This is a genomic window from Parabacteroides sp. FAFU027, from assembly GCF_022808675.1.
Taxonomy (GTDB): Bacteria; Bacteroidota; Bacteroidia; order Bacteroidales; family UBA7332; genus CAXXIC01.
In genome coordinates this window covers 461,271-482,904 of sequence record NZ_JAKZKV010000001.1, presented here as the reverse complement: position 1 = coordinate 482,904, position 21,634 = coordinate 461,271, and the positions used below count along the sequence as shown (strand labels likewise).

The window sequence follows — 21,634 nt, the reverse complement described above, 5'->3', positions numbered from 1 at the left end:
AAATAAACGTAACCGACAAAAGAAATATGCCGACATGGTATGTTTTATAACACAAAACCTGCTATATTTGCACTGTGTTTTTCATGGTATTAGATTTAAAGGTTAATTAAGGGTTGAGGTTGTCGTGATGACAACCTTTTCTTTTTTATACCGGTCCCTGTTTATTCCCTTTGTGTCAATCCCTTTCCGCACGGTGAATTTTCCTACATTTGCAGCACTCATCTTTAAATGAAGGAAAACATGACGCTCAAAGAACTTCTGCTGCATAATCGCAGTTATCGCCGGTTTGACCAATCCCATTTTATTTCCCAGCATACTTTAGTTGAATTAATAGACCTGGCTCGCCTGGCGCCATCCGCCCGCAATATGCAACCGCTCCGGTACGTATTGGTCAATGATGCGGAGGTGAATAGCCAAATCTTTCCCTGTCTGGCATGGGCCGGTTATCTCAAAGAGTGGCCCGGACCGGTGGAAGGTGAACGCCCTTCGGCCTACATTGTCATTACCCGCGATACAACTTTGTGTGAAAATATATTCTGCGATGATGGCCTGGCGATACAAACCATCCTGTTGGGGGCCGTGGAGCAAGGGCTTGGCGGCTGCATTATCGGTGCGGTTAATCGCCGTAAGGTGGCTGAGCTGCTGGCTATTGATGATCAGTATGAGATTCTCTATGTATTGGCGCTGGGCAAACCGGTAGAAACGGTGGTGCTTGAGGAGATGCAGGAGGGCAAAGTGCAGTACTGGCGCGATGAGAATCAGCATCATCATGTGCCGAAACGTTCTCTGGGCGAACTGGTTCTTAAATCAATTGGCAATAAATAGATCAATATGAAGAAGATATTCCTGTGCGTGCTGCTGGGCACGATGATGTTGCCCGCGATGGCGCAACGTATTTTTCCCGTCAATAAATACCTGGTCTATGGCCCTGTGAAGGTGGTTTCCCCCGTATTGTGTGATTCGGTCAATGCAAAAGGGGAGAAGTTTAAGGCAAAATCGTTGCTGAAGACGACATTTCTACCGGCGAAGGAGAGCGATTTCCAACCGGTGCTGTGCGATACCAGCAATGTGTTTCGCTTGGTGCAGCCCAATTACGGTCGCACCATGACCTTGCTGAAGTTTTACGTGACGTCTGACCGCTTTGCTTCGATGAAAATCACGGTGCAATCTACCTGTCGCTTCGAAGTGTATGTGGATGGCGAACTGGGAGGGGAGAAGCAGACCGTAGAGGATAGCCTCATCCATGCCATGCCCGAGGTGGTTTCCATCAAGGCCGAACCGCACCGCTATGAGGTTTTGGTCAAAGTCTTTATGGATTCCAAAGATAAAATGATTCCTGCTGTGCAGGCGGAGGTGTCATGCTCCAAAAATGATAAGAGTACACTATTTACCGTAACGACTGATCCTCACCGTAACCTGTACATTTTAGATTATCTGGTAGGAAAACGACCGGCCTCTGTGGCTGTTTCTCCGAATGGGAAGTTGGCTCTGGTCAGATATGTGACGACGCTGAAAGATGCAACGAAGATCGGTACGACCCAGGTGGTTGAGATTGGTTCGGGAAAATGCCTGCTTACGGACGATAATAATGCAAAGGGAGTCGGTTGGATGCCGCTTTCGAATAAGTTGTACTATGCCACCAAAGGGTTGAACGGGCGCGAACTGCATATCTTGGATCCCGTGACACTGGAAGATCGTGTGCTGACCGATCACCTGCCGGATGGGGACTTCACCTGGGGACCGGATGAGCGCTTTCTCATTTACACCGGTTACGAATATGCTTCGACCGATGATAACGGTAGCCTCAAGCGTTTGCTTTCCCCCGAGGATCGTCAGGCCGACTGGCGCAAGCGCAGTTACCTGAGCCTGTATGACATTGCATCGGGTGTAATGCAGCGATTGACTTACGGCAAGGCGAATGTCTCATTGCAGGATATTCGTTTTGATGGAAAAGCCATTCTCTTTAAGGAGGAGAGGGATGTGGTTACCGAACGTCCTTTCACTGCAAGTTCGCTCTATCAGTTGAAGCTGGATAGCATGAAGCTTGATACTCTGTGGCATAATGATAAATTTGCCACTTCAGCCACCTATTCCCCTGATGGAAAACAAATCGCTATTACCGGTGCGGCCGAATCTTTTGACGGCATCGGACTAAACATTGCTCCGGGACAAATCTCGAATATGAGTGATATCCAGATGTACATGATGGATGTGGCAACTAAAAAGATTACCCCGTTGACCAAATCGTTTTCCCCCTCGGTATCTTCTTTGGCCTGGAGCAAGACGGACGGACAGATTTACCTGAAGGTGGTGGATGAGGATTACGTTCGTCTCTATGCTTACAATCCGCAGCGGAATGCTTTCCGTAAACTACCGCTGACTCCGGATGTGATTACGGGAGTTGATCTGGCGAATCATGGCTCAACACTATTATATTATGGACAAACCTTGCAAAAGCCCGGATTGGTTTATTCCTATGACCTGAAGTCACAACGGGAGAAACTGGTCGCTGACCCATCGGCAGAACGCCTGAAAGATATCGCTTATGGCAAGGTGGAGGATTGGAACTTCAAGTCAGCTGACAGTACTTTGATCAAAGGCCGTTGCTATCTGCCTCCTGCCTTTGACGCTGCTAAGAAATACCCGCTGATTGTCTTCTATTATGGCGGTACAACCCCTACCGACCGATCTTTCGAGAGTCGCTATCCCCTGAGCCTGTATGCTTCGATGGGGTACGTCGTATATACTTTGCAGCCCTCCGGAGCCATCGGGTTTGGACAGGAGTTTTCGGCCCGCCACGTCAATGCCTGGGGCGAAAAGACGGCGGATGAAATTATTCTGGGTACGAAACTTTTCTGCCGCCAGCACACTTATGTCGATTCTACTCACATCGGTTGCATCGGGGCTTCTTACGGCGGTTTTATGACGATGTATTTGCAGACGAAAACGGATCTGTTTGCCGCTGCCATTTCCCATGCCGGTATCAGTGATATTTCGAGCTACTGGGGCGAGGGGTATTGGGGCTACACCTATAGCGGATTGGCCGCTGCCAAAAGTTATCCGTGGAATAACCGGGAGCTTTACGTAGATCACAGCCCGCTTTTTAATGCTAATAAGATAAATACTCCGCTTTTGCTGTTGCACGGGACTGCTGATACGAATGTTCCGATGAGTGAGAGTATCCGGATGTACACTGCATTGAAGGTGTTGGGTAAGCCGGTCGAGTTTATCCGTGTGGAAGGGGAGAACCACCATGTGCTCGATATGCAGAAGCGTTACGATTGGCAAAAGACGATTCTGGCCTGGTTTGACAAATATCTGCGCAGCGATTCGCGTTGGTGGAACGATATGTACAAGGCGAATCCGATAGAGGAGTAGCTTGTTTGCTTTGAAAAAAGCCGGATATTCAAACTTTTTTTTGATCTATAAATCTGTTGAGAAACAACACAATGGCTTTTTTGTCCGGCATTTTTTTAAGTTCGTTTGTCTGAACCCCTTGCAGGGAAAGGAAAAAGTAGTACCTTTGCATCGCAATTGAGAAAAGGCGCGATAGCTCAGCTGGTTAGAGCGCATGATTCATAATCATGAGGTCCCCAGTTCAATCCTGGGTCGCGCTACTCAAAAAAGCACTTACCATCAATCTTGTAAGTGCTTTTTAATTCTCACTAAATATTTCTCAGTTGTAAAAGAATTGATGGCGCGATAGCTCAGCTGGTTAGAGCGCATGATTCATAATCATGAGGTCCCCAGTTCAATCCTGGGTCGCGCTACAAACAAAGAGCACTTATCGGAATCCGGTAAGTGCTCTTTTCGTTATGTCGTTATTTGTAGGCAATCTTATGCCACTCTTTTATCGTTTTCATGATAAACTCTTTGGAAATGGCTTTGGTGCAGAAGAACCAGTCGAAGCATTTCGCCGATGAATCCTTGTCGATAGATTCCATATTCACCTCTGCAATTTCACAGGATTCGGCCGGAGCCATGATCATATCGTCGCCCGGTTGCCAGTTGGCCGGAGCGCCTATGCCCAGAGCATCCGTGGCCTGGAGGGCGATCAGTACCCGTTTGATTTCGTCTATATTCCGTCCGACAGACATAGGGTAATAGACGATTGTCCGGATCTTGCTGTTGGGGTCGATGATGAATACCGCACGGACGGTTTTGGTGTCACTCTCGCCCGGTTGCATCATGCCGTATTTTTGTGCAACAGCCATGGTCACATCCTCGATCAGCGGGAAGGAAAAGTCGGTTTCGGTAATGCCTTTGTAGTGGATCTTCTCCTTGATGGTACGCAGCCAGGCGATGTGGCTGAAGAGTCCGTCCACCGAGAGTCCGATCAGTTTGCAATTCAATTCTTCAAAATCTTTCAGTTGCGAAGCAATCACGACAAATTCAGAGGTGCACACCGGGGTGAAATCGGCAGGATGGCTGAATAGGATTACCCATTTCCCCTTAAAATCTTCCGGAAATTTGATTTTTCCTTCTGTAGAGCGTGCTTCGAATGCAGGCGCCGGATCGCCAATGCGTGGCATAGAAAATTGTACTTGTTCCATAATATTCTATTTAAAGAGATTTCTATGATAAACGCAACGGATGTTTCGGATGTTCACGTGTTTTTGCCTGTAAATAATTGAATTGCATAATTTGGATTCGATTTGTTAATCATGCAATTTATTCTGATCCCAATCGGATAACCTGCCGACTTATTTCTTTATTGATGGATTAGGTCAAGGGGGCGATTTCTATTGTATTTGTGGATAAATGGAGGGGTAGGTTCAGAAACGGGTAGAGACGCACCTCATGGCGCGTCTCTACGATATATACAGATTTACTATTTAGATAAAAATCAATCCACCTTCTTCAGCACCACCGCCGTCCTCGTAGGCAGATACAATTTCAGCCAACCCTTGCCTTCCGGTTGGTAGAGCGGGTCATATTGGGTGAAGTACGGTACGGAACTGTCCACACGGTTGAAACCGCCGAAAGCGTGCGAGTCGGAGTTGAGCACGATCTCGTATTTGCCCTCCGGCACGAGGAATCCGTAATCTGTGAAGGATTTGCTCGGGTGGAAGTTGAAGACAAATAGCAACTCCTCGCGGCGGTAAGCCAGTACCAGGTCGCCGTCGTTGTCCCACACCTTCAGGATCTCGGTCTTTTGGAAATCTTTTTTCGCCTTGAGCGTCTCGATCATTGCACGGTCAAAGTCGCCGAGGTAGTGGTATTTGAGCAGGTGGTCATCGAGCAGGTTCCACTGGCGGCGAGCATGTTTGCACGACCAGCCGTTACCCTCGCGGGGGAAGTCGATCCACTCGGGGTGGCCAAACTCATTTCCCATAAAGTTGAGGTAGCCGCCGTTGATGGTCGAGGCCGTCACGAGGCGGATCAGCTTGTGCAGCGCGATGCCGCGGTCCACCGTCAGCGTGGTGTGCACCACCTTCGACATGTGCCAGTACATCTCGGCATCGATCAGGCGGAAGATGATGGTCTTGTCGCCCACAAGCGCCTGGTCGTGGCTCTCGGCATAGCTGATGGTCTTTTCATCGGCGCGGCGGTTGGTCAGCTCCCACCAGATGGAGGACGGATGCCAGTCCTCGTCCTTTTTCTCCTTGATCATCTTGATCCAGTAGTCGGGGATACCCATCGCCATGCGGTAGTCGAATCCGATGCCGCCGTCTTCCACTTTCGCAGCCAGTCCCGGCATACCGCTCACCTCTTCGGCGATGGTGATGGCATTCGGGTTTACTTCGTGTATCAGTTTGTTTGCAAGCGTGAGGTAGCAGATGGCGTTGTCGTCTTGATGACCGTTGTAGTAGTCGCCGTAGCCGCCAAACGATTCGCCCAGTCCGTGCGAGTAGTAGAGCATCGAGGTCACACCGTCGAAGCGATAGCCGTCGAACTTATATTCTTCCAGCCAGTATTTGCAGTTGGAGAGGAGGAAGTGCACCACCTCGTTTTTGCCGTAATCGAAACAAAGCGAATCCCACGCCGGATGCTCGCGCTTGTGGTCGCCGTAGAAGTACTGGTCATACGAACCATCGAAACGACCGAGACCTTCTACCTCATTTTTCACGGCGTGAGAATGGACGATATCCATAATCACCGCGATGCCCAGGCGGTGCGCTTCGTCGATCAACGCTTTCAGCTCGTCAGGCGTACCGAAGCGGGAAGAAGCGGCAAAGAAGCTCGACACGTGGTAGCCAAACGATCCGTAGTAAGGATGCTCCTGGATGGCCATGATCTGGATGCAATTGTAGCCGGCTTTGGCTACACGGGGAAGGACATTTTCGTGGAATTCGTTATAGGTTCCCACCTTATCCTCTTGCTGCGCCATGCCGATGTGGCATTCGTAAATCAACAACGGATCGGTATTGGGGGTAAATTGGTCAATCGAAAATTGGTAAGGCTGCTCCGGACACCACACCTGTGCGCTGAAGATGTGCGTTTGCTCATCCTGAATCACGCGGTTGGCCCACGCCGGGATGCGTTCACCGCAACCACCGTCCCAATGGACGCGCAGTTTGTAAATGTCTTCGTGATGGAGTAGGTCGGCCGGTAGGTGGATCTCCCAGCCTCCGTGGTCGATACGGTGCAGACGGTATTCTTCGAGTTCCTGCCAGCCGTTGAAGTCGCCGACGATATAGATGTCCGTGGCATTGGGCGCCCATTCACGCAAAACCCAACCGTCATTCGTGCGGTGAAGACCGAACCAGTGGTGACCTGAGGCAAATTCGGACAGTGACATTGTCCCATTGCCGGTCAGTTGCAACGCTTTGTTTTTGTAGTTTTCATGACGGCCTGTAATGGCTTCGGTAAAAGGCTCCAGCCAGGGGTCATTCTGGATTAGTTTAAGTAATTCCATTTGAATAAGTTTTATCAGTAGAGGTGTGTTATGACAATGCAGAAAATAAGAGATGCTGTTCCGGCCCTGAAAGGCACAAAACAGCATCACAAAATTAAGCAAATATTTTACCTAAGATAGATTTGGATTAGAAGAGTCGTTCTTTTGATTGATTTTTATCCTGAAAATGACGTTTTAGTAAACAATCACCGGGTTATTTCTTACGATTAACCAGATAAATGCCGGAAAGTACGACTGCCGCACCGCCAATTTCCCTTACAGTAAGATATTCCCCCAGTATCGGTACTGAAAATAGAGCCGTAAAGACCGATTGGCTAAGCAGACTTACCGATGCTACTGTCTGTTTGATATGGCCGAGGGCGTAATTAATGGCCAGCCAGCCGAGTAGTTGTGGCACCAATCCCAGGGCTGCCAGTGAAAGCCACGTTTGAGTGGAAAATCCCCAAAGCGGAGTAGAGGAGAAGAGACAAATCAGTCCCAGCACCACCGAACTGCTCGCCATCGAAATGGTGGTGAACGAAATCGTATCAAGATTGACGCGGCCTTTGCGGGCAATCAGCAGGTAGGCTCCGTAAAACATGCTGGCGATGATGGCGAGCGTATTGCCCAGATTGAGCTTTGAGGACGCAATCTGGTCGATGCCGATGATAATGCTAACGCCCAGCAGTGAGATGGCGGTGCCTGTCCAGAAGATGCGTCCGGGCTTTTCTTTTAAAATTAAAATGGCTCCGACACCCACCCACACCGGCGCCAGATTAGCCAGTAGTGTAGAAATGGCCGCTTTGGAAAGCATAATCGAGCTGTTCCAGAGTGCGATGTCAATGGCGAAAAAGGTGCCGCAAAGCATTGCGACGCGCACTCCGCGCCAGTCGGTAATCGGTTTCCTGTAGTAGAGCCAGAAGGGAATGACGCCCAGCGTACCGATAAACATCCGGTAGAAACCTGATGACAAACCGCTGATGCCGGCCAGCTTAACCAAAATAGCCGACCAGGAGATGCAGAGGATGCCGGCCAGAAGGAGCAGATAATGTTTCCAGCGGTGATGTGTATTTATAGTTTGCATGCTTATTTAAAGTGGTTTTATGTGGAATTGATATAAATAGAGATCCGGGACGCAAAGTTAGGCAAAAGATATGTGATTGGAGAAATCATCACCTTTTTTGACTTATTAAGCCCTACGGAGCCGGGTAATTGCAGTTTTGCTGTTCTCGGGTCGCTGATTATTTTGTACTTTTGCTCCCTGTAAATTATTTAAAGAAAATATGATTTCAAAAGTAATCGCCGAAGAGAAGATTCAACAGGTCAGAAAGCTGATCGAGAAGAACGATAAGATAGTTATCCTGACCCACTTATCACCCGATGGAGATGCTATTGGCTCTACGCTGGGCCTTTTTCATTTCCTGAATGAACTGGATAAGCAGGTTTCGGTGATTATTCCCAATGATATGCCCCAGTTCCTGAAATGGATGGATGGCGCGAAAGATATTGTGGTCTATGAAAAATATCCGGAGTTTGCCGAAGAGCTGATGGCTGATGCTGACCTGGTGTTCTGTCTTGACTTCAATGCCCGCAAACGTGCAGATTGCATCGAGCCGGCGTTGGTCAAATCAAAAGCCAGGAAAGTAATGGTTGACCACCACCCTTATCCGGAGGATTTCTGTGATGTGACCATTTCCTATCCGCAAATCTGCTCTACCGGGGAACTGGTATTCCGTCTGATCTGCCGCATGGGCGAATTTGAACTGATCAATCACGCCTGCGCTGAAGCCATTTATGTGGCTATGATGACCGATACCGGTGCATTTACCTATAACTCCGAAAGCCCCGAAATTTATACGATCATAGCTGCATTGATTAATAAAGGGGTGAAGAAGGATTTGGTTTACCAGAAAATCTTTCACACTAATTCAGTTGACCGTATGAAGCTGATGGGATTTGCCCTTTCTGAAAAACTCCGCATTTATCCCGAATATCAAACGGCGGTAATTACCCTTTCAAAAGAGGAGCTGAAACGCTTCAACCACCAATCGGGAGATACCGAAGGTTTCGTAAACATGCCGCTGTCGATTAGCGGTATCCGTTGTTCGGTCTTTTTCCGGGAAGATGACCAGAAGATCAAGATTTCGTTCCGTAGCAAGGGTAGCTTTGCGGTCAATCGTATCGCCAGCGACTACTTTAGTGGTGGCGGGCATACCAACGCAGCCGGGGGCGAATTTTACGGTACCATCAACGAGGCTGTTGCATTGTTCGAAAAAGTGATACCCCGGTACGTGGCAACAGCCGTTCCGCAGTGATTTTCAGTTGAGGAATCGACCGTTGACTGATTCAACAACAACCGGAGATTGAATTTAACGTTTTTAAGGTTTGCGTCTTGACTTCTTTCTCTAACTTTGGCGCACCAAATACAATGATATGAGAAAATTCTTATTGTTTTTTAGCTTTATATTGATTCTGGCTACTGTAATTACCTCTTGTAGCAGTTCGAAAACCTATGCGGAACTATTGCAGGAAGAGAAAGATAATATCGCTCAGTTATTGGCCGATAGCGGGTATCAAATTATTCCTTTTAATAAAGACACCCTGTATAATCCAAAGACTAAAAAGTTTATGAAAATGGATAATGGGGCCTATATTGCCATTATCAGCAGAGGGGATACGACGGATATGGCTGCTAAAAACAGTCGTGAGATTCTTTCCCGCTTTAAGTTCGGAAGAATACTGACTAATGCTGATACTACCGTGTATTCAAATAATCAAAACGACCAGCCTCTTAAGTATTATTACGGTAGTTCTACCACTTACTTTGTAAATAAAAGCGTAGGCGGGTTGAATGTAAATGCTACCTGCGAGGCGATTCAGAAACCTCTGGAGTTTCTGGGTAACGGTGCGAAAATTAAAATCATTATCCCGGCTAAAATCAGTTATACCGATTTACAGTCCAAAGTGGAGACAATTTATTATCCGTACTATACTTATCAGTTTTATTGATAATTGTAATCACAGAAAAAAGGCATAAGCATCCCGCTTATGCCTTTTTTGTTGTGGAAATTTATAATTTTGCCGTCTAATTCAAACACAAACTAAGATGACACTTATCAAATCAATTTCAGGTATTCGCGGAACTATCGGCGGAGTGCCGGGTGAAGGGCTTAATCCCCTTGATATCGTGAAGTTTACCGCAGCGTATGCAACTTTCATTAAAGGTAGCTATAAGGGCGAAAGTAAAACGATTGTAGTCGGTCGTGACGCCCGTATCTCCGGTGAGATGGTTAATCAAATCGTGGTAGGTACGTTATCGGGTATGGGTTTTGATGTGTTGAACATCGGACTGGCTACCACTCCGACCACCGAACTTGCCGTAACCATGGCCAAAGCCTGCGGTGGTATTATCCTCACAGCAAGCCACAATCCTAAACAGTGGAATGCACTGAAATTGCTTAACTATAAAGGCGAATTCCTCAATGCAGCGGAGGGTCAGACTATTCTGAAAATTGCTGAAGACGAATCTTTCTCATTCGCTCAGGTGGATGATTTGGGGAAAGTTACCGAAGACTTTTCCTATACCCAAAAACACATTGAAAGCGTTTTAGCACTTGATTTGGTAGATGTAGAAGCTATCCGCAATGCTAAATTCCGCGTGGCAATTGACTGCGTAAATTCAGTAGGTGGCGTTGCGATTCCGGAACTGCTTGAAGCTTTGGGCGTAAAACAGGTTGAGAAACTTTACTGCGAACCTAACGGACAATTCCCTCACAATCCTGAACCACTGCCTGAACATTTGACTGAGATTTCGTCTGTAATGAAGCAGGGTAAAGCCGATGTTGGTTTTGTGGTTGACCCTGATGTGGATCGTCTGGCAATTATCTGTGAAAACGGAGAGATGTTCGGTGAAGAGTACACACTCGTTGCTGTTGCTGATTACGTACTTTCTAAAACTCCGGGTAATACCGTTTCTAATCTAAGTTCTACCCGTGCTCTTCGCGATGTAACCCGCGGTTATGGCCAGGAATATCAGGCTGCAGCGGTAGGAGAGGTGAATGTGGTTGAAAAGATGAAGGCTATTGGCGCGGTAATCGGTGGTGAAGGTAATGGTGGCGTAATCTATCCGGCCAGCCATTACGGTCGCGACGCGTTGGTGGGTATTGCATTGTTCCTGACTCATTTGGCAAAAACGGGCAAAACTGTAAGTGCAATGCGTGCAGGATATCCTCCCTACTTCATAGCTAAACAAAAAGTAGAACTGACTCCGGAAATCAATGTGGATGCTATTCTGGAAGAGGTGAAAAACAAATACGCGCAATACGATGTCAATACTATTGACGGAGTGAAAATCGACTTCCCTGAGAAATGGGTTCACCTGCGCAAATCAAATACAGAGCCTATTGTGCGGATCTATGCAGAGGCATCTACTATGGAATTGGCTGGAGCTCTTGCCGCAGATATTATGTCGGTGATTAAGGAACTGGCGAAGTAATTCCGCCTTTCTACTAAAATAAAAATCTCCTGCAATGATGAATTTTATTGCAGGAGATTTTGTTATTTGGCAATTCGATACTCTATTTCTTTCCAGTTCCAAAATACTTTTTGTGGATCGTGTTGTATTCCTCCGATTTCTTTAATTCTTTCAGCCACACATTCAGGCTGTCCAGCAGGACTTTGCTTTCTTTACGAACCATCCAAGCCTGAAGCTGCGTAAAGCTGATATCAGTGTCAAAGTCCAGACCGGGGTATTTCGACTGAAGCTGTCTGGCGATAGATTCGTCACAAACGGCATAATCAATCTCTCCGCCCGAAACCATCGCAATGAGTTGTTCATCGCCATATTTCTCATCTTCTTTTGTGTAAATGGTGTCTCCGATTTCGTTTGAAAGATTACGGATGCGTAACAAAACGGGGGAGTTCTTATGGACGTATAATGTTTTCTTTGCCAGTTCTATCTGATTTCGTATAAATACTGATGTTTTACCGAAATCCGGTTTACGTTGTACCAGTACCTGTTTATTGAGCAGGATGGGTTGGGTGAAACGATACTGGTTGCGAAGTTGGGTGGTAATGGTGATTGGTCGGGCTACAATGTCAATTGATTTTTCATTGAGTCCTTTCATGCTCTCCTCAAAATTCATTTGCGGGATTACCTCCACTTTTATTCCGAAGCGTTTTCCCAAGAGTAATGCAAGTTCGTATTCAAATCCTTTAATGGAATCGCCAGAAACAAAATAACCTACCGAGTTGTATTCAGTGGCTATACGGATGACTCCAGACTTTTTGATTTCTGCAAAATCTCTTTTTTGACCTTCGCCTTTTGTATAGAACTTCCAGAACAAGAAAGAAATAACCAAAACGCTAATGGTAAGCAGGACGAGACTGGTCTTCGAAACTTTCAGAATTTTCAATCTTGTAGCCATTTAAGGAAATCTTTTTTAGTTGTTGAAATTCCACGAAATACCAATCTTCATTACCCTTGGATTGATTGGATAATGCGGTGTTGAGAAATAATTGGTTCCTGTCATCCCCTCATTTGCATGGTAGTAATTGATAAAGAACCGGGTACGCTTCAGTTGCAGGTTGGCATAAGCATTTATCAGGGGATAACCTCCGATTAATACCTTGTCTTTGTCTGATTGCAAAATAAACTGACTTAAAGCCGGGCAATAATCCGGAGCATAATATTCCGAGAAATATCGGACATCAAATCCGGTTTGTAGAGTCAATACTCCAGCAATCTTTGTCTTCAGGTAAAGGTTATGATAAAGTGACAAAGCCGGTAGAGGAATAATCTTCTGATTTGAAGATAACTGTCCGTAGATCTCGTTGTCGAGGTGTAGTTTCCCCCATTGGAAATCCTTGCTCAGGCAGCCCGATAACACCTGGATGTTATTTCCCTCCTGTTGAGGTAGTGCCTGGCTATTAAAATAGATATGATTTTGCAGATTTTCCACTCCACCTTTCAGAGAAAAATGTTCTTCGGGAAGAGCGAGTTCACCTTCCATGCGTACACGGCGCTCATCCTGAAGGGATTGGTCCCATTTGAAGTGGTTTGAGAAATAGTGGTTCAGATAATAGGCCGGAGTGACATTCTTGATGTATCCGTTAGCAATAAACTGAACTGTTTTCCCTAAAATATTTACATTGGTGAAAAGTTGTCCCGAGAGTGTCATTTGACCAAGGTCAGCGCCTAATACTCCGATTTCGGCATTCGCGTTGTAGTTGATTGTTTTGCCGTTACGGCGACTGAGTTCAGCTCCCAGGAATGTCGATTGCTCGGTCCGTTTGTCATAATACGAAGAATCAGCTACCGGTCTTTGAATCCGGTATTGACGGATTTCATTCTGGATATATGCTGTTAGTCCAAAGAGCGCATATTTGTTGAAGCCTTCCAGTAACGAAACAGCGAAAGTATTCCGGAATGAGGTGTAATTCGTGGAATCGTTTGTGCCGGAGTATCCGTTCTTCATATAGGTATTGCTGTAAAAAGCAGTATCTGATGACTTTGCAATGTATCTGCGGAAGAACTTATTGTATTCCAACGTGTGAATAAAGCTGGTGACTGGGATAAATCGTTCGGTTTCTACAGTATCTTTCTGCTCTTTCTTGTAAAATCCGAGATTATAACGATGCGTCAGAAAGAAAGTCCCGTGATTGAGGCGGTTCCAGGTTTTATCTAACTTTGTAGGAATACTATTTGTGGTCAATACTCCAGATCCGGAGGTTATCGATGTGGGATCGGTGATATATTTGTCTTCAGTTATTCCCCCGTTTTCCTGTTGGGACAGGTTGTTATTCCCCAAATAGGCCTGAAGCACATATTTATCGGAACTATAGCTGCCGAAGAAAGAGTAATTGTCATGTTTAACCGATTGGTCATTATAAAATCCATTGGGTCTGTATTGCTCAAAAGTTCCTCCGACGTTAAGGCGTTTTCCATGATTTGCTGTAAACAGAACTTTAAAATGATCTTCTGCAAATGCCTTGGATCCCCCTGACAGATAGGAGATATTCATCAACGGAATTGTTGTGTTGAAGAAAGACGCATTTTCAGGAGATAGCAAAAGAGGCTCATAAGCTCTTGCAAAAATGAACCGGGGAATATCATTTTGATAGAAGAATATCCTGGAATAGGAGGGAGAACCGAGATTGCCCAGATAGCCGCGGGGAGAACGATAACCTTCTCCGGTGCTGGATTCCTGAAAGTCAAGTGGAACGGTATCTACATTGACGCGATATTCAGTGCCGAGTTTCGGTGTTACTTTCCATGAGTAAATGGACATGGGCGGCAACGTCTGATGCGTACTACTGCTAGTTTCTTTTGATCTGTTCTGGGCAAATACTGAAATGCTCAAAAGACCGGAAATCAATATGAAGTATAGTTTTTTCATAAGCAGGGCAAAAGTACGAAAACTCGCATTGAGAAACAAATAAAGCACCTTCATTACTTCTCCCAGCTAATCCGGATTTAATGAATGATGATTCTGAAACATATTATAAAGTATTCCTCGGAATGTAGTCCATACCGAAAATGTACGCTATTTTTGCAAGTCCAAAAACGGAACAAATATGATTGAACCTAAACGAAACAGACGAAGTCCAAAGGAACAGGCAGCTCAAATGCCCGGACTTGGCCGTTTACAACCTCAGGCAAGAGAATTGGAAGAGGCTGTATTGGGCGCTTTGTTGCTCGAAAAAGATGCTTATTCGATGGTGAGCGATATCCTGAAGCCGGAGTGTTTCTATGATAATATTCACCGTCAGATATATACAGCTATTGTTGATTTGGCAGTAGCCCAGCGTCCGGTGGATATGCTCACCGTGACCGAACAACTCCGTAAAAAAGGAGAGTTGGAAGAGGTTGGAGGGCCATTCTACATCACTCAACTGACTACAAAAGTTCTTTCAGCAGCTCACGTCGATTACCACGCCCGCATTATTGCTCAGAAGTATCTCGCGAGGGAGCTGATTTCGTTTACTTCCGAGGTTCAGGGAAAGGCATTTGATGAGTCGATGGACGTTGATGATTTGATGCAGGAAGCCGAAGGTAAGCTGTTTGAAATTTCGCAGCGCAACGTTAAGAAAGACGTTGTCCAGATTAATCCCGTAATCAAAGAGGCGCTTGAAAATATTCAGCAGGCGGCTAAGCGTGAAGACGGTCTGAGTGGTATTCCCACCGGCTTTCACAAACTGGATAAGATGACTTCAGGCTGGCAGAAGTCTGACCTCGTGATTATAGCGGCACGTCCTGCGATGGGTAAGACTGCATTTGTCCTTTCTATGGCCAAAAATATGGCAGTGGATAATGGAGCTCCGGTAGCCGTTTTCTCCCTTGAGATGTCGAACGTGCAGCTGGTAAACCGTTTGATTTCCAATGTCTGCGAGCTCCCGGCTGAAAAAATCAAGAACGGTAAATTCTCAGACCACGAATGGGAGCAGCTTTTCTATAAAATCAAAGACCTCAATGATGCCCCGATATTTGTCGATGATACCCCAAGTTTGTCTGTGTTTGAGCTTCGGACAAAGGCCCGCCGACTGGTACGTGAACATGGCGTAAAGTGTGTTATCATTGACTACCTTCAGCTGATGAATGCGAGTGGAATGAGTTACGGCAGCCGTGAGCAGGAGGTAAGTATCATTTCCCGTTCGCTTAAAGGTTTGGCCAAGGAGTTGAATATACCGGTGATTGCACTGTCTCAGCTTAACCGAAGCGTGGAGTCGCGGACAGGTACCGGAGCCGAAGCTAAGCGTCCTCAGCTTTCCGACCTTCGTGAATCAGGTGCGATTGAGCAGGATGCCGATATGGTGTGCTTTATCCACCGTCCGGAATACTATAAAATCATGGAGGACGAACAGGGAAATAGCTTGATTGGTATGGCCGAAATCATCATAGCCAAGCACCGTAACGGTCCGGTAGGGGATGCAAGGCTGCGTTTTCGCGGAGAGTTTGCCAAGTTTATGAATCAGGAAGACGATCGTGTACCGATGCCGGATTTTGTGGGCAACACTTATGGCTCAAAAATGAACAGTGGAATCCCCGATGCTCCAATGGGAGATTATCCTCCGATACCTCCTGTGGGCGAAGCAAGCTTTTTGAATCAACAAGATGATGTGATGCCTTTCTGACGCTACAATATTGAAGAAAAGTAAAAGTAGATAAAATCTAAAGCGCGTGCTGTTAAGTACGCGCTTTTTTGGTATAAAACAATTGAAAATCAAGAACTATAGGGAATCTATTCTTGTTTAATCATTGCCCCTTTGTATAACTATTATGAATATGATAAATATGTAATATAGTAATCATCTAAAGCATCTTTTACAATGAAACACCTGGTAGTCTTTTGTCATCCCGGTAAGAGAAGTTTCTGTAACGCTATTCTTGACCGGTTGGTTATTGAGCTCGAAAGCGTAAATGCTGAAGTAAGAGTAAGGGATTTATATGCTCTTGATTTTGATCCTGTGTTGACTAACGGTGATGTCATTGCGATGAAAAATGGATCTGCATTACCTGATGTCAGAGAGGAGCAAAACCATATCCGGTGGGCTGATGTCATTACGTTTATTTACCCGATCTGGTGGACGGGCATGCCTGCTCTTATGAAGGGTTATATCGACAGGGTTTTCAGTTATGGATTTGCATACGGATCCTGTACTGATGGTGTGAATGGTTTGTTGTCTTCCAAGAAGGTAAACATAATCAATACAATGGGGACAGCCGAAGATATTTACAAAGGCAATGGTATGATTTATTCAATGAATCAGACTATTGACCATGGTATTTTCGAGTTCTGCGGCATGGAGGTAGAAAAACACCTTTACTTCGGTGCTGTTACTGCTTCCGATGAACAACGGAGGGAAGAGATGCTCTCAAAAGTTTGTGAATTGGTGGGCACAACCCATTCTTTGTGGTTTTAAGTTGTCTTATCTCAATAAAAAAAGGCAGTCTCCATATGATGATTTGAGACTGCCTTTTTTATATCACTGAAACTACCGGGTTATAATCTTTCCAACCTGGCAACATCAAGTCGAAGGAAGATAAAGAGTAATATGGAAAAGCCCCAAAGGGAAGATCCTCCATAGCTAAAGAAGGGTAGGGGAATACCAATTACAGGTGTTATGCCAAGTACCATCCCGACGTTAATCAACAGGTGAAAGAGAATAATTCCTGCTACGCAATACCCGTACACGCGGGCGAAGATTGTTCGCTGCCGTTCTGCTAAATAGATTATCCGCAGAATCAGAATCAGAAACATAATGACAACAAACGCAGAACCGGCAAATCCCTCTTCTTCTCCGATTGTGCAGTATATAAAGTCCGTATCTTGCTCGGGCACGTATTTCAGTTTTGTTTGTGTTCCGTTGAGAAATCCTTTTCCGATAAGACCTCCTGATCCGATGGCTATTTTCGATTGATTTACGTTGTATCCTACTCCGCGTGGGTCATCTTCAAGTCCGAGAGCAACTCTGATACGTACCTGCTGGTGGGGCTCCAGTACATCGTTGAACACATAGTTTACCGAGAATGAAAAAAGAATTGCACCAACAGACATTAAAATAACAGGGATGTATTCTCTGGCATGATCTTTTATGATCAGTACAAGCATGTATATTATAGATCCTGCGACCAATGCAATTGCTATCCACGCAAAATTTATGCCGACTCCGAAGAACGAAATAATACCGGCCAAAAGGAAGGTTACGACAGAGGCCAACAAAACGTATTGCGCTGTTAATGTTTTCTTTGCGTATAAAACCAGATAAGTCCAGATCATTCCCAATATTAACAGGTAAACCAGCAAAGTATCCATCGGCGTAATTCTGTTTACGACACCTTCAAATTTCATTACCATAATGAATAGGGCAACAATCACAAAGCCTCCGAAAAGAATCAATCCGCTCATTCCCTCCCGGTAAAGCATAATCAGGAAAGCAGTATATACCAATGCTGTTCCGGTCTCGCGCTGGGCTACGATAATAATAAAGGGAAGCCCGATCAGCAGGCCTACGCGTATGTAACTTTCCAATGAGTTGAGCCTGAACTGGTATTGGTCAAAGAGTTTGGCGAGAGCCAGAGCCGTTACAAATTTACCGAACTCAGCCGGTTGTATATTGACCCCGCCCCCCAGTTTAAGCCATGATCCGGAGCCTTTTACATCAGTCGCTAAGAAGATTGTGGCAATCAGCAGTAATATCATCCCGGCATACATCGGGTAGGCAAAACGTTCATAAAGATCGCTTTCGAGCATTAGTATGACAAATGCAATTACCATTGAGAGTGCTATCCATAACAACTGTTTTCCGGAGCGCTCATTAAAATCGAAGATACTGGCATGATCAAAATCGTATGTTGAGGCGTAAATACTAATCCACCCGCCCAGTACGAGCAGCAGATACATGAGTACTGTCCACCAGTCCAGTTCTTTCCACAGATTTATACTTCTTGATCCCACGTACAGAAATTATAGTGTTTTTAAGTCTTTCTTGTAATCCAATCCGGTTTGGCGCAATTTCTTTCTTCAGGTATTTTTCAATCAACAGAGATCCGATTGGCGCTGCAAAGTCAGCACCGAACCCCGCATTCTCAACATATACGGCAATGGCTATTTTCGGATGATCTTTAGGGGCAAATGCCATGAAAATGGAGTGGTCTTCTCCATGAGGGTTTTGTGCTGTACCGGTTTTACCGCAGATTTCTATGCCCGGTAAATTGGCAACCCTGGCAGTACCGCCTTGCACTGCAAATGCCATCCCTTCACGGATAGGCCCATAGAAGGCCGGATTGATGCCGGTGAAATGCTTCGTCCGGTATTGAGCTTCCAGAACTGTATCCTGGATTTGTTTAACCACGTGAGGTGTTACGTAATATCCACTGTTGGCAATGGAGGCAGCCAGGTTACATATTTGTAAAGGGGTAGCTAGTACCTCTCCCTGTCCGATGGAGATTGAGATGATGGTCTCGGCGCGCCAACCTTTTTTTCCGTAAATCTTATTATAGAATTTACTGTTCGGAATCATACCCCGTTTTTCGCTGGGCAGGTCAATCCCCAGTTTATAACCAAATCCCATTTTTACCATGTGATCTTTCCATACGGTGAACGCTTCCTGGATATTGGGATATTTCCTCCGGTTGTGTAGCATATTTCTCAGACCGTAACAGAAATAGGCGTTACAGGAGTTTCCAATGGCGTGTGGCAGATCAAGCGGTGAAGGGTGGGCGTGACAGGCCAGTTTGTGCGAGCCATAAGCAAAACCACGGTTACAGGGAAACATGGTGTGGCTACTTATGATTCCTTCCTGTTGGTACATCAACCCCTGAGTCGTCTTGAATGTCGATCCGGGAGGGTATGCTGCCATCAGCGGACGGTTAAACAACGGTTTATTGGCATCCCGTTCCAGAGCTGCATAGTTTTTTCCTCTCTGTTTACCGTTCATAAGCGCAGGGTCGAAGTTGGGTGCAGAGACTATGGCCAATACTTCTCCGGTGGTAGGTTCGATAGCGACAATACTACCCAGTTTGCCTGACATCAACATTTCTCCGTATTGCTGCAGGTCGGCGTCAACGGTCAGTTTCAGGTTGCGGCCGGCTTTGGGTGCCTGGTCATATTTACCATCTTCGTATTTCCCTTTCAGACGTCCGTAAGCATCTCTTAAGAGAATTTCGAATCCTTTGGTTCCCCGGAGTTGGTTTTCATAGAACTTTTCCACGCCAGAACGTCCTGTATAATCCCCCTGGACGTAGTAAGGATCGTTCTCTAAATCTCTTTCGTTCACCTCAGCCATGCTACCAAACAGGTGGGCGGCCATAGGTGCGGTGTACTCTCTGACAGAACGGTTCTGAATGAAGAATCCCGGAAATTTGTAAAGCTTCTCCTGAAGCGCTCCATATTCCTCCATTGTGAGTTGAGTCATAAAGAGCTGTGGAGTATAGGCCGAATATCCCGGATTCTTTTTCCGGTCTTTTATATCTTCGACGCGCTGTAGGAATTGTTTTTTCGTATATCCGATGGTGCGACAGAAATCTATGGTGTCGAAATCCTGCACTTCTCTCAGAACCACCATAATATCGTAGGTTGGTTTGTTGAATACAAGCAGTTTGCCGTTCCGGTCGTAAAGAAGGCCTCGTGACGGATATATTGTTTTTTTTAGAAAGGCGTTACTATCAGCGTACTTTTTGTAATCGTTACTGATAATTTGTAGAAAGATGAGTCGGGCTATAAATATCAATGCAACAAAAACCGCGGCACCGGCAATGAAATAACGTCTGTTGTCAAAATCGTGATTTACATTCACTGTCTGGAGGTTTTAATATTTTCGACAACAAATATGAGCAAAGTCGTAAACAATGTACATGCACCGATTTTTTCAAGCATCATTATTGGATTGAAGAGCGCAAAAGCCTCAATCAGGAAAAGAAAAACATGGTGAATGATAACAAGTGTCACGGCATATCGTATAAAACGCCACATACCCAGATAACGGGCATTGGGGATGCTTGATTCCAGCTCCTCACGGTTAAAGTAAAGAACCAGTACCGGTTGGCGCAGGGCTGCTGTGAAAAGTACCGCAAGAGTATGCATACCCGGTGTGTTGCAAAAGATATCCACTAAAAGGCCCATTATAAATCCGAGCGTATAGACAAGGCTTCTCTTTGTATTTGCAGGTAATGTAATTATGAAATAGATATAAAGATAGGCTGTTGCCAATCCTAGTATCTGGAAATTGTTCAGAATCATTACTTGCACAAGAATAAGTGCCAGAAATGAAAATGTATATCTCAGGATTGTACTTATCATAGCTGTTGGACTTTGTTTTCCAGTTCCTGTTGTTCGTTAATAAGCTTATTCGTTATCACGCGCACGTTACTTAATCGACTGAATCTTGTGCTCAGTTTTATTCTGATAGGGCGCATTTCTCCACTGTTTTTAGGCTTGTTGGTCTCAATGGTTCCAATCATGATGCCTTCGGGGAAAGTTCCGGAGAACCCACTGGTTACAAGGGTGTCGCCTTTCTTGTATTCAACGTGGCTTGGAAGTTCAAGCAGCTGTGCATATTCCGGATTTGCGCCATCCCAGTTGACGGAACCGAAATACTGTGTTCGCTGGATTTTTGCACTCAGCTTGAGTTTTGGATTCAAAAGAGAGATCACTACAGCATAATGGTCTGATACATCGACCACTTTTCCGATCACGCCATTCTGGTCTACAACTCCCATCTCTGTTTTGATACCATCAAGTTCGCCTCTATTTAACGTGATATAGTTCTGAGTATGATTCACACTGTTATTGATGACTTGTGCGGTAATAAATCCAAAACGTTGAAACAGCCTGTTGTGGACTGAATCGTTACTCAATTTGCCTGCGTTGATGATTTTGAGTTGGTCCTTCAGTTGCAATACCTCCATTTCGAGACGGCTATTTTGTTCCAATAACTCGCCATTGGTTTGTTTGAGATTGAAATAGCCGGTTACGCTGCTCGAAACAGCATAAACATCTCCTGCCAGTTTATTTCCGGAGCCCAGATAGACACTGCGGTGGTAAATGTTGAAATTGAAGAGCAGGACAAACCCAAGAATAGTGTAAATAAGCAGCACTATCCAGTTACTGTGTTTGACCAGAAATTGAATCAGATTTCGCATATTCTCTTTTTTCCGTGATTAATTAATATCACAGAGTGAACAGAGTGGGCGCTTATGGCCACCGTTGATTGATATTTGAACTAAAAATATTGCTATGTATTTTGTGTAATAGGCATTCACACAGTTTCTTACTTTACAAAGAAGACCATAAAGTG

Annotated in this window: 16 protein-coding genes and 2 tRNA genes; 9 read left to right on the top strand and 9 right to left on the bottom strand. The window is 45.4% G+C overall.

Going from position 1 to position 21,634, the window contains the following annotated elements; all coding sequences use genetic code 11:
* Window positions 1-240: 240 nt before the first annotated feature.
* From MLE17_RS02145 to MLE17_RS02130, 4 genes are all read left to right on the top strand, one after another.
* Window positions 241-825 (top strand): nitroreductase family protein, encoded by a 585-nt coding sequence (locus tag MLE17_RS02145; RefSeq protein WP_243346404.1) that lies wholly within the window; start codon window positions 241-243, stop codon window positions 823-825.
* Window positions 826-831: 6 nt separating this feature from the next.
* Entirely contained in the window at window positions 832-3,378 is a 2,547-nt protein-coding gene (locus MLE17_RS02140) for a prolyl oligopeptidase family serine peptidase (protein WP_243346401.1), read from the top strand.
* 165 nt (window positions 3,379-3,543) lie between these two features.
* Window positions 3,544-3,617: transfer RNA gene (locus MLE17_RS02135), tRNA-Met, on the top strand.
* 79 nt (window positions 3,618-3,696) lie between these two features.
* A tRNA-Met gene (locus MLE17_RS02130) sits at window positions 3,697-3,770 on the top strand.
* Between the two features lie 51 nt (window positions 3,771-3,821).
* Here the strand turns inward: MLE17_RS02130 and MLE17_RS02125 are convergent.
* The 3 genes from MLE17_RS02125 to MLE17_RS02115 all read right to left on the bottom strand — a co-directional run bounded on the left by MLE17_RS02125 (window position 3,822) and on the right by MLE17_RS02115 (window position 7,922).
* Window positions 3,822-4,553, bottom strand: a complete 732-nt coding sequence (locus MLE17_RS02125) for a peroxiredoxin (protein WP_243346392.1) — start codon at window positions 4,551-4,553, stop codon at window positions 3,822-3,824.
* Between the two features lie 293 nt (window positions 4,554-4,846).
* The gene (locus MLE17_RS02120) at window positions 4,847-6,859 is read right to left on the bottom strand and encodes an alpha amylase C-terminal domain-containing protein (protein WP_243346390.1); all 2,013 of its coding nucleotides are present in this window, start codon (window positions 6,857-6,859) and stop codon (window positions 4,847-4,849) included.
* Window positions 6,860-7,052: 193 nt separating this feature from the next.
* Window positions 7,053-7,922 carry a DMT family transporter gene (locus MLE17_RS02115; protein WP_243346345.1) on the bottom strand — a complete coding sequence of 290 codons (870 nt, stop codon included), beginning with the start codon at window positions 7,920-7,922 and terminating at the stop codon, window positions 7,053-7,055.
* Between the two features lie 199 nt (window positions 7,923-8,121).
* On the opposite strand from MLE17_RS02115, the gene MLE17_RS02110 reads away from it, so the two are divergent.
* The 3 genes from MLE17_RS02110 (at window position 8,122) to glmM (ending at window position 11,333) form a co-directional block, all read left to right on the top strand.
* Entirely contained in the window at window positions 8,122-9,153 is a 1,032-nt protein-coding gene (locus tag MLE17_RS02110; protein WP_243346337.1) for a DHH family phosphoesterase, read from the top strand.
* A 118-nt stretch (window positions 9,154-9,271) separates the two neighbouring features.
* Window positions 9,272-9,847 (top strand): DUF4827 family protein, encoded by a 576-nt coding sequence (locus MLE17_RS02105; protein ID WP_243346335.1) that lies wholly within the window; start codon window positions 9,272-9,274, stop codon window positions 9,845-9,847.
* Window positions 9,848-9,944: 97 nt separating this feature from the next.
* Window positions 9,945-11,333 (top strand): phosphoglucosamine mutase, encoded by a 1,389-nt coding sequence (gene glmM, locus MLE17_RS02100; RefSeq protein ID WP_243346333.1) that lies wholly within the window; start codon window positions 9,945-9,947, stop codon window positions 11,331-11,333.
* An 82-nt stretch (window positions 11,334-11,415) separates the two neighbouring features.
* On the opposite strand, the gene MLE17_RS02095 is transcribed toward glmM, so the two are convergent.
* Together MLE17_RS02095 and MLE17_RS02090 are read right to left on the bottom strand one after the other, a co-directional pair.
* Window positions 11,416-12,264, bottom strand: coding sequence for a transporter substrate-binding domain-containing protein (locus MLE17_RS02095; protein WP_243346310.1), 849 nt, complete (start codon window positions 12,262-12,264; stop codon window positions 11,416-11,418).
* A 15-nt stretch (window positions 12,265-12,279) separates the two neighbouring features.
* Window positions 12,280-14,235 (bottom strand): putative porin, encoded by a 1,956-nt coding sequence (locus MLE17_RS02090; RefSeq protein ID WP_243346308.1) that lies wholly within the window; start codon window positions 14,233-14,235, stop codon window positions 12,280-12,282.
* A 178-nt stretch (window positions 14,236-14,413) separates the two neighbouring features.
* On the opposite strand from MLE17_RS02090, the gene dnaB reads away from it, so the two are divergent.
* Both dnaB and MLE17_RS02080 read left to right on the top strand, forming a co-directional pair.
* Complete coding sequence (gene dnaB, locus MLE17_RS02085) at window positions 14,414-15,970, top strand: replicative DNA helicase (RefSeq protein WP_243346306.1); 1,557 nt, start codon at window positions 14,414-14,416, stop codon at window positions 15,968-15,970.
* Window positions 15,971-16,165: 195 nt separating this feature from the next.
* Window positions 16,166-16,759, top strand: coding sequence for an NAD(P)H-dependent oxidoreductase (locus MLE17_RS02080; RefSeq protein ID WP_243346303.1), 594 nt, complete (start codon window positions 16,166-16,168; stop codon window positions 16,757-16,759).
* A gap of 80 nt (window positions 16,760-16,839) precedes the next feature.
* Here MLE17_RS02080 and rodA read toward each other — a convergent pair whose 3' ends face one another.
* Genes rodA through mreC form a run of 4 tightly spaced genes read right to left on the bottom strand, consistent with a single transcriptional unit; the run spans window position 16,840 to window position 21,479 of the window.
* On the bottom strand, window positions 16,840-18,294 hold the full coding sequence (gene rodA / locus MLE17_RS02075; protein WP_243346301.1) for a rod shape-determining protein RodA: 1,455 nt from the start codon (window positions 18,292-18,294) through the stop codon (window positions 16,840-16,842).
* On the bottom strand, window positions 18,206-20,134 hold the full coding sequence (gene mrdA / locus MLE17_RS02070; RefSeq protein WP_243346298.1) for a penicillin-binding protein 2: 1,929 nt from the start codon (window positions 20,132-20,134) through the stop codon (window positions 18,206-18,208). The genes rodA and mrdA overlap by 89 nt, the downstream gene beginning before the upstream one ends.
* On the bottom strand, window positions 20,131-20,637 hold the full coding sequence (gene mreD, locus MLE17_RS02065; protein ID WP_243346296.1) for a rod shape-determining protein MreD: 507 nt from the start codon (window positions 20,635-20,637) through the stop codon (window positions 20,131-20,133). The genes mrdA and mreD overlap by 4 nt, the downstream gene beginning before the upstream one ends.
* Window positions 20,634-21,479, bottom strand: coding sequence for a rod shape-determining protein MreC (mreC, locus tag MLE17_RS02060; RefSeq protein WP_243346286.1), 846 nt, complete (start codon window positions 21,477-21,479; stop codon window positions 20,634-20,636). Before mreC ends, mreD begins: the two co-directional genes overlap by 4 nt.
* Window positions 21,480-21,634 lie beyond the last annotated feature (155 nt).

What these genes read in the sequence shown, in the direction of transcription:
- MLE17_RS02145 (WP_243346404.1), top strand. Translation starts at nt 241, where the DNA reads ATGACGCTCAAAGAACTTCTGCTGCATAATCGCAGTTATCGCCGGTTT.
- MLE17_RS02140 (WP_243346401.1), top strand. Translation starts at nt 832, where the DNA reads ATGAAGAAGATATTCCTGTGCGTGCTGCTGGGCACGATGATGTTGCCC.
- MLE17_RS02125 (WP_243346392.1), bottom strand. Translation starts at nt 4,553, where the DNA reads ATGGAACAAGTACAATTTTCTATGCCACGCATTGGCGATCCGGCGCCT.
- MLE17_RS02120 (WP_243346390.1), bottom strand. Translation starts at nt 6,859, where the DNA reads ATGGAATTACTTAAACTAATCCAGAATGACCCCTGGCTGGAGCCTTTT.
- MLE17_RS02115 (WP_243346345.1), bottom strand. Translation starts at nt 7,922, where the DNA reads ATGCAAACTATAAATACACATCACCGCTGGAAACATTATCTGCTCCTT.
- MLE17_RS02110 (WP_243346337.1), top strand. Translation starts at nt 8,122, where the DNA reads ATGATTTCAAAAGTAATCGCCGAAGAGAAGATTCAACAGGTCAGAAAG.
- MLE17_RS02105 (WP_243346335.1), top strand. Translation starts at nt 9,272, where the DNA reads ATGAGAAAATTCTTATTGTTTTTTAGCTTTATATTGATTCTGGCTACT.
- glmM (WP_243346333.1), top strand. Translation starts at nt 9,945, where the DNA reads ATGACACTTATCAAATCAATTTCAGGTATTCGCGGAACTATCGGCGGA.
- MLE17_RS02095 (WP_243346310.1), bottom strand. Translation starts at nt 12,264, where the DNA reads ATGGCTACAAGATTGAAAATTCTGAAAGTTTCGAAGACCAGTCTCGTC.
- MLE17_RS02090 (WP_243346308.1), bottom strand. Translation starts at nt 14,235, where the DNA reads ATGAAAAAACTATACTTCATATTGATTTCCGGTCTTTTGAGCATTTCA.
- dnaB (WP_243346306.1), top strand. Translation starts at nt 14,414, where the DNA reads ATGATTGAACCTAAACGAAACAGACGAAGTCCAAAGGAACAGGCAGCT.
- MLE17_RS02080 (WP_243346303.1), top strand. Translation starts at nt 16,166, where the DNA reads ATGAAACACCTGGTAGTCTTTTGTCATCCCGGTAAGAGAAGTTTCTGT.
- mreD (WP_243346296.1), bottom strand. Translation starts at nt 20,637, where the DNA reads ATGATAAGTACAATCCTGAGATATACATTTTCATTTCTGGCACTTATT.
- mreC (WP_243346286.1), bottom strand. Translation starts at nt 21,479, where the DNA reads ATGCGAAATCTGATTCAATTTCTGGTCAAACACAGTAACTGGATAGTG.